We start from the raw sequence: 12,607 nt of genomic DNA on the forward strand, positions 1-12,607 counted from the left end.
GCCAGGGATCAAGAAGCCTTCAAGGAGAGCGCCGTGACAGTTGCCCTTCCCACGCCAGCCCAACTTCGCAGTGTCGCCGAGCAGTGCGGCCTTTCGCTCACCGATGATGACGTCGCCTCGTTCCGCGGTCTCATGCAGGGCTCGATCGAAGCCTACAATCTCGTTGCCGCGATGCCGGACGAATTGCCCGAGGTGAAATATCCGCGCACGCCGGGCTATCGGCCCTCGGCCGAAGAGAACCCGCGCAATGCCTGGTATCGCAAGTCGACCGTGAAGGGCGCCGCCAGCGGCAAGCTCAAGGGCAAGACCGTTGCACTGAAGGACAACATCATGTTGGCCGGCGTGCCCATGACCAACGGCTCGTCGACGCTGGAAGGCTATGTGCCCGATTTCGATGCCACCATCGTCACGCGCATGCTGAATGCCGGCGCCGAGATCAAGGGCAAGGTGCATTGCGAGCATTTCTGCCTGTCCGGCGGCAGTCACACCGGCTCCTACGGGCCGGTGCATAATCCGCACAAGATGGGCTATTCGGCCGGCGGCTCGTCGTCGGGCTCGGGCGTCGTGGTCGCGCTCGGCGAGGTCGACATGGCGATCGGCGGCGACCAGGGCGGCTCGATCCGCATGCCGTCGTCGTTCTGCGGCATCTACGGCATGAAGCCGACCTGGGGCCTCGTTCCCTACACCGGCATCATGCCGATCGAGATCTATGTCGATCACACCGGCCCGATGACCGCGACCGTCGCCGACAATGCGCTGCTGCTCGAGGTGCTCGCCGGCGATGACGGCTACGATCCCAGGATCAAGGCCCCGAAGGTCGAGGAATACACCAAGGCGCTCGGCCAGGGCGTCAAGGGCATGAAGATCGGCATCCTCAAGGAGGGTTTCGAGCAGCCGACCGCCGAGTCTGCGGTGAACGAAAGCGTGCGCGAGGCCGCAAAGCGCTTCAAGGATCTGGGCGCCACTGTCGAGACCGTCTCGATTCCGATGCACCTCATGGGCGGAGCGATCTGGACTCCGATCGGCACCGAAGGCCTGACCCAGACCATGATGTTCGGCGATGGCTACGGCCTCAGCCGCGGCGATCTCTATTCGACCTCGCTGATGGATTTCCATCGCGGCTGGCGCCGGCAGGCCGACTCGCTGTCCGAGACCACGAAGCTGTTCATGATGCTCGGCACCTACATCAACAACAATTTCGGTCCACGCTTCTACGGCAAGGCGCTCAACATCTCGCGCCGGCTGACCGCGGCCTACGACAAGGCGTTCGGGGATTACGATCTGCTGCTGATGCCGACCACGCCGATGAAGGCGACCAAGCTGCCGGAGCCCAATGCCAGCCGCGAGGAATACGTTGCTCGCGCGCTCGAGATGATCTCGAACACCGCGCCGTTCGACATCACCCATCATCCCGCGATGTCGCTGCCCTGCGGCATGGTCGACGGCCTGCCGGTCGGCCTGATGCTGGTCGGCCGCATGTTCGAGGAATCCACCATCTACCGCGCCGCCCATGCCTTCGAGCAGATCGGCGACTGGAAGAAGATGTGAACGAGGGACTAGTCCAGACGAACGGAACACCACCACATGGCTAACGCGTTCGTCGCAGCGTTCGAAATCCTGAGCTTCGGTGCGATCATCGTCCTGATCGTGCTGGGGCTCGGGATCATCGCCAGCATGATGGGCATCTTCAACTTCGCGCAGGGCGAGTTCGTCCTGCTCGGGGCGTACATCACCTATCTCGCTTATGCCAAGGGCCTGCCGATCTGGGCGGGCATGGTGGCAGCGCCTTTCGTGGTCGGCGCGCTCGGCTTCGTGCTGGAGGCGCTGATCATCCGTCGATTCTACGCCGCGCCGATCGTTGCCATGCTCGGCACCTATGCGCTCGGCCTGATCATCCGCGAGATCGTTCGCGGGCTGATCGGCGGCTTCTATCTCACCGTGCCGGAGCCGATCGGCGGCTCGATCGACATCGGCGCCATGCACATCTCGGCCTGGCGCTTCACCATCATCGTCATCACGCTGCTGGTGATGGGCCTCTGCTATCTGCTGCTGTCGCGCACCAGCTTCGGCCTGCGCGTGCGGGCGACGCTGGAGAACCCGTCGCTGGCGCGTGCCTCGGGCATCTCAACGCCGCTGATCTACGGCGCCACCTTTGCCTTCGGAGCAGCGCTCGCCGGCCTGGCCGGTGCGCTGATCGTGCCGGTGTTCAGCCTGTTTGCCGATCTCGGCCTGCGCTTCCTGATCCAGGGCTTCGTCGCGGTCATGGTCGGCGGCGTCGGCTCCTTCATCGGCCCGGTCGCGGGCGCCGGCGTCATCGGCACGCTGAGCGCGGCGCTGCCCTGGGTGATGGCGCCCGTCGTCGCCGACGTCCTCGTCTTCGTCCTTGCCATCGTCTTCATCAAATTCCGTCCGCAAGGTCTCATCGCTGGAAAAGGGGTTTAGTCATGTTCGATCGTACGCAGCTTTCGCGCCGCCGCTTTCTCTCCAATTTCGCCTTTGCATCGGGCGCGGTCGCAACCGGCGTCGGCAGCTGGGTGATCCCGGCGCCTTGGGCCAATGCGGCGGAGGCGCCGATCAAGGTCGGCATCGCCACCGACCTCACCGGCCCGATCGCCTATGCCGGCAATGCCGACGCCAACGTCGCGAAAATGGTGATCAAGGAGATCAACGGAGCCGGCGGCCTGCTCGGCCGTCCGCTCGAGCTCTACATCGAGGACACCGCATCCAACGAATCCGTCGCCGTCGGCAACGTCCGCAAGCTGATCCAGCGCGACAAGGTCGACATGGTGCTGGGCGGCATCACCTCGTCGATGCGCAACGCGATCAAGGACCCGATCGTGGCGCGCGGCAAGACGCTCTACATCTATCCGCAGCTCTACGAGGGCAAGGAGTGCACGCCCTACCTGTTCTGCACCGGCCCGACGCCGGCGCAGCAATGCGACGAGTTCATCCCCTGGCTGATCAAGAACGGCGGCAAGAAGTTCGCGCTGCCCAGCGCCAACTACGTCTGGCCGCATACCCTCAACGTCTATGCCCGCAAGGTGATCGAGGCGAGTGGCGGCGAGGTCGTGTTCGAAGAATATTACCCGCTCGACCAGGTCGACTTCTCCGCGACCGTCAACCGCATCATCTCCAACAAGGTCGACGTCGTCTTCAACACCGTCATCCCGCCCGGCGTCGGACCGTTCTTCAAGCAGCTCTATGAAGCCGGCTTCCTCAAGAACGGCGGACGTCTCGCCTGCGTCTACTACGACGAGAACACGCTCAACATCAACCAGGCTGCCGAAATCGAGGGCCTCGCCAGCTGCCTCGACTATTTCAAGGTGCTGACCAAGGAGAACCCGTTCGACGCCAAGATCCAGGCGGCCTATGAGAAGGACTTCCCGGGCAACTTCCTGTTCGCCGCCGGCAGCGCGGCCACCGGCACCTATCGCGGCCTCAAGCTGTGGGAAGCGGCGGTGAAGGAAGCCGGCAAGATCGACCGCGAGTCCGTTGCCGCCGCGCTCGACCATGCCAAGATCGCCGAAGGTCCCGGTGGACCCGCCGAGATGGTGCCGGGCAAGCGGCACTGCAAGATGAAGATGTACACCGCGGTCGCCAAGAGCGGCAATTACGAGATCGTCGGGCGCAGCAACGGTCTCGTCGATCCCAAGGAATGCTGAGGTGGAATGCTGAAGCCGATGAGTGTGGTAAGAGAGGCCATCGTCGCCGACGCGGACGACGAAGTGGACGGTGCGATGGCTGAAGGCGCAGCGGCGGAACAGGCCAATGGCCGCGTCGAGGCAGGACGAAAAATCCTGCCCATCGTCGAGGGCCTTGTGCTCGTCGCGGCGCTGTTCGCGCCCCTGGTGCTGCAGGACTATCTCACGGTGTTCGCGACGCGCGTGGTCATTCTCGCGCTGTTCGCGCTGTCGTTCGACCTGGTCTGGGGCTATGCCGGCATCATGAGCTTCGGCCAGGCCCTGTTCTTCGGCTCGGCCGGCTACGGCGTCGCCCTGCTCGCGCGCGACCTCGGCATCACCAACATCTTCCTGGTGCTGCCGGCGGGCACGCTGATCGGCCTGAGCTTCGCGCTGCTGCTCGGCGGCTTCCTGCTGCTGGGACGGCATCCCTCCAGTGTGATCTTCGTCTCGCTGGGCACGCTGACCGGCTCCTACGCCGCCGATCGTCTGGCGCGCGGCTGGTATTATCTCGGCGGCCAGAACGGCATCCCCTCGATCGCGCCGATGTCGCTCGGGTCTTACGACTTCACGGAAGGGCCGGCCTTCTATTATCTCGTGCTCGGCATCCTCGTCGTGGTCTATCTGCTCTGCCGCTTCCTGGTGCGCTCGCAGTTCGGCCTGGCGCTGGCCGGCCTGCGCGAGAACGAGCAGCGCATCGCCTTCTTCGGCTACAAGGCGCAGCACCTGAAAGCGATCATCTTCACCATCGGCGGGGCCATCGCCGGTCTCGCCGGCAGCCTCTATGCCTTTCACGAGGGTTTCGTCTGGCCCAACATGGTCGGCGTCGTGGTTTCGACCCAGGTCGTGCTCTACGTCCTGTTCGGCGGCTCCGGCACGCTGATCGGCGCTGTCATCGGCACCGTGATCGTCGAGGGCGTCAGCTTCTGGCTCTCGGACAATTACCGCGACATCTGGCCGATCATCCTCGGCCTGCTGCTCCTGCTCGTGATCCTGTTCCGGCCGCTCGGCCTGATCAGTTTTGTCCTTGGCGAGCGCGAACGGGTCGGCAGCTTCGGCTCCCGGATCAAGGAGAAGCACAATGCTCCTTGAAGCGGCCGGCATCAAGAAGGTCTTCGGCAAGCTCACCGCGCTCGACGGCGCAGCCCTCACGATCGGCGAGAACGAGTTTCACGGCCTGATCGGCCCGAACGGCTCGGGCAAGAGCACGCTGATGAAGTGCATCGCCGGCGCCGAAGTGCCGACCCAAGGCAAGGTGTCCTTCGTCAACACCGATATCACCGCGTTCACGCCGACCGAGCGCGCCCGCGCCGGCATGAGCCTGAAATTCCAGATCACATCCGTGCTGCCGTCCCTGACGCTCTACGACAACATCCTCCTCGCGCTGCAGGCGCACTGCTCGCTGTTCGACCTCGTGTTCTCGCGCACACGCGGCGCGTTGCACGATCAGGTCATGACCATGCTCAGGCAGTTCCGTCTCGCCGACCGCGCCTTCGATGCGGCCGCCGCGCTGTCGCACGGTCAGCAGCAATGGCTGGAGATCGCGATGGCGCTCGCCGGCAAGCCGAAGCTGCTGCTGCTCGACGAGCCCACCGGCGGCATGAGCCTGGAGGAGCGTCGCGTCACCGGCGAATTGCTGCAACCGATCAAAAAGCATTGCTCGCTCGTCATCGTCGAGCACGACCTCGATTTCATCCGCGACATCTGCGACCGCCTCACCGTGCTCGACCAGGGCAGGGTGCTGGCAACAGGCACGGTGTCCGAGATCCAGGCCAACACATCCGTCCAGGAGATCTATCTGCGCCGTGCCTGAATTTTTGGACATCAAGCATCTCGACGCCGGCTACGGCCGCAGCCAGGTCCTGTTCGACGTCAGCCTCGGCATCCCCGGGCGCGGCGGCGTCGCCGTGCTCGGCCGCAACGGCGCCGGCAAGACCACGCTGATGAAGACCATCGTCGGCGAGCTGCCGGCGTGGAAGGGCGAGGTCGGCTTCGACGGCCGTGACATCAGCCGCCGCGCTACCCAGGAGCGCGTGCGCGCCGGCATCGGCTATGTGCCGCAGGAGCATTCGGTGTTCGCGCGCCTGTCGGTGCGCGACAATCTCGCGGTCGGCTCGCTCGCGAGCAAGGATGCCTCCGCGATCGACCGCGTGCTGGCCATCTTCCCAAAGCTCGGCCAGCGCCTCGACCAACCCGCCGGCACGCTCTCCGGCGGCGAGCGCAAGATGCTCGCGATCGGCCGCGCCATGCTGGGCGATCCCAAGCTGCTGCTGCTGGACGAGCCCACCGAAGGCGTCTGGATCGGCGTCATCGAGGAGATCACCGAGCGCCTGATCGAGCTCGCCAAGACCATCGCCGTCATCATCGTCGAGCAGCACCTCGACCTCGCGCTCCGCGTCGCCGATTATGCTTACGTGCTCGACCGCGGAAGAGTCGCGCTGCAGGGGGAGGCGGCGGAGGTGAGGGGCAATCCGGAGCTGATGCGCTATCTGGCGCCGTAGGGATATGGCCCGTTGCGCGAGCTGAGCGCGCGCCTCGTCCTTCGAGACGACCGCTTCGCGGTCTCCTCAGGATGAGGCTAAGCAGCATCGGAGCCTGTTGAAACTGGTGCAACGCTCTCGATCCTCATCCTGAGGGCCCGCCAACGGCGGGCGTCTCGAAGGATGGCCACAAGCGAGATCGCTCCATATGCGATACCCCGGCGCTTGACCAAGACTGGCGCGGCACCCCGTCCGCTTCTTCAATTGTCAAACAACCGAACGTGCCATCGCGATCCCGCGGCGCTTCCGCGTCCGGGTTTTGCTTCGCTTCTGACGCCCTTCGAGTCGGAAGGGCGCAGGGAAGGCCGGGTACCGGCTGGCACCCACGAGCCCCTGTGCATGATGCGTAGAGTAGACGCTCACAGGGGAGACACAGGTGCAGCCCGATAACCGGCCTTCCCTGCGCAGTGGTTTGACGGCTTATGTCGCGCTCTCCCCGGGGAGCGTTGCACTTTTGCCCCCGTCGCCTCGCCAGATCGCTGATGTGGGCAACCCGGTCGGGCACCCACACCACCGCGGAGACTTGACGCCAGCCTGCGGGCGCCAGGACCACACGATTTTGCCGTACGCTGGCCCTGCTTCGCCTTTCGGCCTCGCAAGGGCACGGCAGCGCCGTCGTACCACGCCCGCTGATCGCTCACGGGGACTACCCGCCCTGCGACCGCCTCTGGCGCCAACGCCGCCCGCGTCCACCGCAACCCACCCCACGAACCGTGACGATCGCGACCCGCCCCTTCCGGAGGGATGAGATGGCGTGGAGGATAGGGTGTTTCGGGGGTTCGGGTAAAGAGAATTTTTATTTATCAGAAGTTTTCTCGCGGCGGCAGAATTACCTAAAGCCAACCTGCACGCTATCTGGGTTCAGCCGAATATGTGTTCGGCGTCATGCAGAGGGCATGTTCGAGCGGCGGAGCTATCTCGAACATCTGTGCCCGGTTTCGAAAATGGAAGACGCGGCGGATTCGGTAGCTGTCACTTCTTTCTGCTGCAACATCCACTTCGCGGCGCGTGAGCCAGAACGCGGTGCGTTCGTGACCGCACGTCGTCTTGATCTCCAGTAGCCGCTCCTGCCCATCGGTTTCAAAAGAACGGATGTCGTAACCGTAGCCATCGCCATCCAGGTCTGAAACCCAGCGAACGTCATTGGCAAGGTCTTCGCGCCCGGAGCGGCGTAAACGGTCGCGCTCGAAGTCCATCACGAACTTCTCTCCAGCTTTCCCCAACTGCCGGTTTCGCGCGTCGCGCTCGGCGGGATCGAACTTTCCCACGAGCCGCCGGACTGCAGGGGTCAGTGTCTTTTCGAAACCTGCGATGGAAGGCGGAGCTACGAACAAGGCATCATCGTTTAGCATCAGCGGTCGAGTGTCGTTGCTAGCCGGGTAAAGAACGTCGGGTGTCTTTCCAATATTGCGCTCGACCGCGGCCACTAAGGCGTCTTGATAGTGCGCCAGCGGCTTGTAACCGTTGATCCACTGGGCTCCGAGCATATCGAGAACAGCGGAGATGTTCTGAAGCTTGCGCTCGATCGATGCTTCGGACCGACGAACGAACGTCATCAACTGACGCCGGTTCTGTGCCTTGCTGTATGCGATGCCTTCTCTTTCGGAGGTCAGCATCCGAAAATAACTGTCGACCACGGCGGAGATTTCACTCTCCGTCCAAGGTGTCCCTGCAGTTCCGTTGACGTGCTCAGGGTCCAAAATTTCGGCCTCTTGAACACGAAGGTTATCAGGGGATCACTTTGGCGCAAGATTGGCACGAAGACTGCCGCTGCCGGCACCACCGCCTTTGCGGACGATGACGTTGTTAGGCTTGTTTGCCTCGTGGAAGGCGCGTTCGCGTCCGCCCGCCTACTTCACCGCCGAGAACCGGCTGTCGAACGAGTTCGACTGCACCACCGGCGCGGCGCCGGCCATCATCGGGGCATTGTCACCCGCGCCGTCCGAGACCGACGGCTTCAGCGCCGGGCGCGTTGCGGCGAGGCGGGTGTCGGGCTTCGGCGGCTCGGCAGGCTTGGCGGCCGCAACGGCCGGCTTCGGCGTGTCCTTCGCCGCGTCCTTTACTGAATCCTTGGACTTGTCCTGCCCCGGCACGAAGCGAGTCACGGCGGCCTTGAGTCTCGAGGCGGCCGTGGCCGGCGTCGTGGAGGTCTGGGCGGCCGGGGCCACGGACGCGGTGGCTTGCGGCGCCGGCGTGGTGGTCGCGGTGGTATCGGCGGTGCCGAGCCCCATCTTGCGGCCGAGATTGGAGAAGAAGCCGCCGGACTTTTCGGCAGGTTGGGCCGCGGCGACGCGGGTGCCGGTCGCGGGCGTGCTGACGGCGACGACAGGCTCTTCCTTCGGTGCGGGCGCGGACGCGACGGCGTCGAGGTTCGGCTTGGGCGGATTGACGTGGCCGGGGATGGTGCCGGGCGCCTTCGCCATGGCGAGCATCTGCAGCGTGGTGCCTTCGGCGCCCTCGGACAGGCCGGTCGAGCCTTCCGGAATCTTGGCGGCGAAGATCTTGTTCATGCCGCCATCGATGCCGGTGTTCATCCGCGCCACCGGCGTGCCCTTGGCGACCAGCCTTGCGTATTCGGTTTCGTCCTTGGCCTGCTTCTCGCGCACGGCGCTGGCGATCTCCTCGGGGATCACATAGGCCGGGCACTTTGCGGAAGCGTCGAACACCGGATCGCGCTTGGCATCGGCCGGTTTCGCCGCGTCGAAGACGTACTTCTTCTCGCAGAAATCGACCTTCGGCTCCTGCCGCGTCACCTCGAAATGATCATAGCCTTCCTTGATCATCTTCCAGAACGCCATGTTCGGATTGTTCCGGTGCTTGGCCATGTTCACCGGCGTCATCTTGAACGGATAGGCCTGCAGCTGGAACGCCTTCTGGCCGCCGAAGAAGGATTCGCGCCCCAGCGAATAGATCTCCGCGATCTGCTCATCCGTCATCGCGTAGCAGCCGCGCGAAGAGCAGTCGCCGTGCACCATCAGCTGCGAGCCGGTGCGGCCCAGCGCCTTGTCGAACGCGTTCGGATAGCCGGTGTTGAACGAGAGGTAATACGCCGATTGAGGATTCATCTGGCCCGGATTGATCGAGTAGAATCCCTCCGGCGCCTGGCGGTCGCCCTCGCGCACCTTGGGGCCCAGATCGCCCGACCAGCGGCAGATCGGATAGGTCTTGAGCAGCGCGAACTGGCCGTTGCGGGTCTGCTTCCAGACCTCGAGCTCCGCCTCCTGCTTGAACAGGCGGACCAGGATCGGCGATTGCAGGTCCATGTTCTTCTCGGCCATCGCGGCGATCAGCTTCGGCGGCACCGGCTGATTGGCCTTGGCATTGGTTGCGAGCGAGACCTGATCGGTGTCGCAGCCGGACAGCAGAACGCCGGCCGTCATCAGCGCAACCGAAGCCAAGAGCGCGCGAGCAAGCGAACGAGAAATCAAGATGGACCCCACACCGTGCCGGGCATTGAAGCGCGAACCCCAATTCTCCCGAAGCGCAATCCGACCGGAAAACCGACCCGCCGAGACGGGCCCGGTCAGACCCCGCTCCAGCGCTTATGCCCTGAAGCCATTGATTAAAATTCTAACCTCTGGGTCATGTGGTCGCAACCCGAGCGGGGATCACGAGGGCGTTGGCCCAAAGGTGTGGTCAACAGAGACTTAAACTGGGCCGTAACTTGGACCTTGCAGCCAAACCGTCACTGAGATCGCCGATTTGGGCAAAAAAAGGGTTAATGCGGGGTTACCGGGGGCTGCTCTTCACCTCCCCCGCTTGCGGGGGAGGCCGGGAGAGGGCTCGCGCCGCATTGGGATCGCGAGCGGAGACACCCTCTCCCCAACCCTCCCCCGCAGGCGGGGGAGGGAGCGCACCGCCGTCGCGGTGCGAAAGCGGCCCGAATCAGCCCAGTTTCCGGCCGATATCGAGGAATTTCTGCCGCCGCTGCTTGCGGATGGCATCCCCATCAAAGTTCCGGAGCTCATCGAAGGCTTTGGCGATGGCCTCGCCCGTGGTGGCGATCATGGCGGCGGGGTCGCGGTGGGCGCCGCCGACCGGCTCCTTCAGGATGGCGTCGATCACGCCAAAGCGGAGCATGTCCTGGGCGGTGATCTTCATGTTGTTGGCGGCTTCCTGCGCCTTGGTGCCGTCGCGCCAGAGAATGGAGGACGCCGCCTCCGGCGAGATCACGCTGTAGATCGCGTGCTCCAGCATCAAGACCTTGTTGGCGGTGGTGATGGCGATGGCGCCGCCCGACATGCCCTCGCCGGTGATGATCGCGACGTTCGGCACGGTCAGCGCCAGGCACGCATCGGTCGAGCGCGCGATCGCCTCGGCTTGTCCCCGCTCCTCGGCGCCGATGCCGGGATAGGCGCCGGCGGAATCGGCCAGCGACAGCACCGGCAGGCCGAAGCGCTCGGCCATCTCCATCAGCCGCACGCATTTGCGATAGCCTTCCGGCCGCGCCATGCCGAAATTGTGCCGGATGCGGCTCTCGGTGGAATCGCCCTTTTCCTGGCCCATCACGCAGATCGGCTCGCCGCGGAAGCGGCCGAAGCCGGCGACCAGCGCCTCGTCCTCGCCGAACTTGCGGTCGCCGGCCAGCGGGGTGAATTCGGTGATCAGGCCCTTGATGAAGTCGTTGAAATGCGGCCGCTGCGGATGCCGCGCCACAAGCGTCTTCTGCCACGGCGTCAGGTTCGCATAGAGGTCGGCCAGCGCCTGCGCCGCCTTGTCCTCGATCCGTCCGACCTCGTCGCTGATGTCGGTGCCGGTGGCGGCGAGCGCGCGCAATTCGTCGACCTTGGAGTCGAGCTCGGCGACGGGCTTTTCGAAGTCGAGATAGCTGCGCATCTGGTCTTGCATCAACTCAATATAAGGGGACGGGGCTCGAGAAGCGAAGCGAGTTGGGATGACGGAAAGAAGTGTAGCGTCTTCAATGGTTTGGCTTGTGCGCTGATGCAGTCGGCCAAATCAGCCGTGGGGCCCCGGCTCTTTCTGCGGAGATCTGGCCGAAGTCAAGGCGGTTTCCTCGTCGTTCTGGCTGGGCTCTCGTGTCCCGGACGCGCTGCAGCGCTTTTATAGCGCTGCTGCGCAGAGCCGGGACCCAGCGCGGCCTGGGCCCCGGCTCTGCAGCGCATCACTGACGTGCTGCGCTGCGTCCGGGGCACGAAGACCTCTCACTTATCCTCACTTCTCCGCCAGCGGGTGCAGGTCGCGCACCAGGCTCTTGAGTCGCTCCTCGACCACATGGGTATAGATCTGGGTCGTCGAGATGTCGGTGTGGCCGAGCAGGGTCTGCACGATGCGCAGGTCCGCGCCGTTGTGCAGCAAATGGCTGGCAAAGGCATGGCGCAGCACGTGCGGGGAGACCAGCCGGGCCTGCAGGCCGGAGGCGACCGCGAGCTCCTTCAAGTCGCGGGCAAAATGCTGGCGCGTCAGATGTCCGCTTTCGCCGAACGAGGGGAACAGCCATTTCGAGGCGGCCACGCTGTTCTTCCTGTCGGCCTTTGCTGCTTCCGTAGCGGCGAGATAATCCGCCATCGCCTGCCGCGAGGCGTCGTTGAGCGGCACCAGCCGTTCCTTGTTGCCCTTGCCGCGCACCACGATCATGCGGGCGTCGCGCTTGGCCGCCGAGCGCGGCAGTGCCACCAGCTCGGAGACGCGCAGGCCCGTGGCGTAGAGCACCTCGAGCAGGCAGTAGAGCCGCAGCGCCCGCAGCCGCCTGGAGGGCGAGGCATCTTCCGCCTCGCTCAATTCCTTGGCGCGGCGGAGCATGCGGTCGACGTCGGCGATCGACAGCACTTTTGGCAGGCCGCGGCCGCGCTTCGGGCCTGACAGGATCGCCGCGGGGTCGTCACCGCGGATGCGCTCGTTCAGCAGGAAACGGTAGAGGTGCCGTATCGCCGATAGCCGGCGGGCGACGCTGGTGGACTTGAAACCGCGGGTGTCGAGATCGGCGAGATAGTCGCGCAGCGTCTGGGTCTCGGCATCCACGAAGGTATGGCCGACCCGGCCCAGAAATTCGGAGAAATCGGTGAGGTCGCGGCGGTACGCGTCGAGCGTGTTGGGGCCGGCGCCCTGTTCCGCTGCGAGCATGTCGAGGAACAGGCCGATGAGCTTGGCGTCTGAGGGCGGGTTGCGCATGCCCTGGAGGCTAGCTCCTATTTCTTGAGAAATTTGTCCGGCGGGATCGTCACCGTCATTTCCCGCGGCTTCGGATTGACGAAGTTCGCCAGCGCGAAGACCACGCCATAGACGATGCCGGCGATCACAGCAACGACCGTCAGGAAGCGGAACAGGCTCGGCATCGTTCGGGAGTCTCGGATAGGGGCTCGGCAGCCAAATTAACCAATGAAATCATCCAACATGTTCGCCGTTTCGTGGCAAGAGTCCTCTGGCGAG

General features: G+C 64.5%; 11 protein-coding genes. 6 read left to right on the top strand and 5 right to left on the bottom strand.

The window, feature by feature from the left end; all coding sequences use genetic code 11:
* Nucleotides 1-33 precede the first annotated feature (33 nt).
* From ACNJYD_RS03300 to ACNJYD_RS03325, 6 genes are read left to right on the top strand one after another with little or no spacing between them, the layout of a single operon-like run.
* Complete coding sequence (locus ACNJYD_RS03300; protein ID WP_439365347.1) at nt 34-1,548, top strand: amidase; 1,515 nt, start codon at nt 34-36, stop codon at nt 1,546-1,548.
* Nucleotides 1,549-1,584: 36 nt separating this feature from the next.
* Nucleotides 1,585-2,442: a branched-chain amino acid ABC transporter permease gene (locus tag ACNJYD_RS03305; protein WP_271497989.1), complete on the top strand. Its 858-nt coding sequence runs from the start codon at nt 1,585-1,587 to the stop codon at nt 2,440-2,442.
* A 2-nt stretch (nt 2,443-2,444) separates the two neighbouring features.
* Nucleotides 2,445-3,662, top strand: a complete 1,218-nt coding sequence (locus ACNJYD_RS03310) for a substrate-binding protein (RefSeq protein ID WP_172786534.1) — start codon at nt 2,445-2,447, stop codon at nt 3,660-3,662.
* A 6-nt stretch (nt 3,663-3,668) separates the two neighbouring features.
* The gene (locus tag ACNJYD_RS03315) at nt 3,669-4,772 is read left to right on the top strand and encodes a branched-chain amino acid ABC transporter permease (RefSeq protein ID WP_439365348.1); all 1,104 of its coding nucleotides are present in this window, start codon (nt 3,669-3,671) and stop codon (nt 4,770-4,772) included.
* Nucleotides 4,762-5,493 (top strand): ABC transporter ATP-binding protein, encoded by a 732-nt coding sequence (locus tag ACNJYD_RS03320; RefSeq protein WP_212258922.1) that lies wholly within the window; start codon nt 4,762-4,764, stop codon nt 5,491-5,493. The genes ACNJYD_RS03315 and ACNJYD_RS03320 overlap by 11 nt, the downstream gene beginning before the upstream one ends.
* Nucleotides 5,486-6,181 carry an ABC transporter ATP-binding protein gene (locus ACNJYD_RS03325; RefSeq protein WP_439365349.1) on the top strand — a complete coding sequence of 232 codons (696 nt, stop codon included), beginning with the start codon at nt 5,486-5,488 and terminating at the stop codon, nt 6,179-6,181. The genes ACNJYD_RS03320 and ACNJYD_RS03325 overlap by 8 nt, the downstream gene beginning before the upstream one ends.
* 890 nt (nt 6,182-7,071) lie before the next feature.
* Here ACNJYD_RS03325 and ACNJYD_RS03330 read toward each other — a convergent pair.
* The 5 genes from ACNJYD_RS03330 to ACNJYD_RS03350 all read right to left on the bottom strand — a co-directional run bounded on the left by ACNJYD_RS03330 (nt 7,072) and on the right by ACNJYD_RS03350 (nt 12,513).
* A complete protein-coding gene (locus tag ACNJYD_RS03330) occupies nt 7,072-7,857 on the bottom strand; it encodes a DUF3883 domain-containing protein (protein WP_260381723.1) in 786 nt (261 codons plus the stop codon).
* 213 nt (nt 7,858-8,070) lie between these two features.
* The gene (locus ACNJYD_RS03335; RefSeq protein WP_439365350.1) at nt 8,071-9,600 is read right to left on the bottom strand and encodes a L,D-transpeptidase family protein; all 1,530 of its coding nucleotides are present in this window, start codon (nt 9,598-9,600) and stop codon (nt 8,071-8,073) included.
* A 505-nt stretch (nt 9,601-10,105) separates the two neighbouring features.
* Nucleotides 10,106-11,068, bottom strand: coding sequence for an acetyl-CoA carboxylase carboxyltransferase subunit alpha (locus ACNJYD_RS03340; RefSeq protein WP_036042616.1), 963 nt, complete (start codon nt 11,066-11,068; stop codon nt 10,106-10,108).
* Between the two features lie 324 nt (nt 11,069-11,392).
* On the bottom strand, nt 11,393-12,349 hold the full coding sequence (xerD, locus tag ACNJYD_RS03345) for a site-specific tyrosine recombinase XerD (protein ID WP_439365351.1): 957 nt from the start codon (nt 12,347-12,349) through the stop codon (nt 11,393-11,395).
* A 17-nt stretch (nt 12,350-12,366) separates the two neighbouring features.
* Nucleotides 12,367-12,513 carry a hypothetical protein gene (locus ACNJYD_RS03350; RefSeq protein WP_035669499.1) on the bottom strand — a complete coding sequence of 49 codons (147 nt, stop codon included), beginning with the start codon at nt 12,511-12,513 and terminating at the stop codon, nt 12,367-12,369.
* Between the last annotated feature and the right edge of the window lie 94 nt (nt 12,514-12,607).

Source organism: Bradyrhizobium sp. SPXBL-02 (assembly GCF_051853065.1).
GTDB lineage: Bacteria > Pseudomonadota > Alphaproteobacteria > Rhizobiales > Xanthobacteraceae > Bradyrhizobium.

Excerpts from the sequence above, each read along its gene's own strand:
- ACNJYD_RS03305 (WP_271497989.1), top strand. The coding sequence starts at position 1,585 with ATGGCTAACGCGTTCGTCGCAGCGTTCGAAATCCTGAGCTTCGGTGCG.
- ACNJYD_RS03310 (WP_172786534.1), top strand. The coding sequence starts at position 2,445 with ATGTTCGATCGTACGCAGCTTTCGCGCCGCCGCTTTCTCTCCAATTTC.
- ACNJYD_RS03315 (WP_439365348.1), top strand. The coding sequence starts at position 3,669 with ATGCTGAAGCCGATGAGTGTGGTAAGAGAGGCCATCGTCGCCGACGCG.
- ACNJYD_RS03320 (WP_212258922.1), top strand. The coding sequence starts at position 4,762 with ATGCTCCTTGAAGCGGCCGGCATCAAGAAGGTCTTCGGCAAGCTCACC.
- ACNJYD_RS03335 (WP_439365350.1), bottom strand. The coding sequence starts at position 9,600 with ATGACGGCCGGCGTTCTGCTGTCCGGCTGCGACACCGATCAGGTCTCG.
- ACNJYD_RS03340 (WP_036042616.1), bottom strand. The coding sequence starts at position 11,068 with ATGCAAGACCAGATGCGCAGCTATCTCGACTTCGAAAAGCCCGTCGCC.
- xerD (WP_439365351.1), bottom strand. The coding sequence starts at position 12,349 with ATGCGCAACCCGCCCTCAGACGCCAAGCTCATCGGCCTGTTCCTCGAC.
- ACNJYD_RS03350 (WP_035669499.1), bottom strand. The coding sequence starts at position 12,513 with ATGCCGAGCCTGTTCCGCTTCCTGACGGTCGTTGCTGTGATCGCCGGC.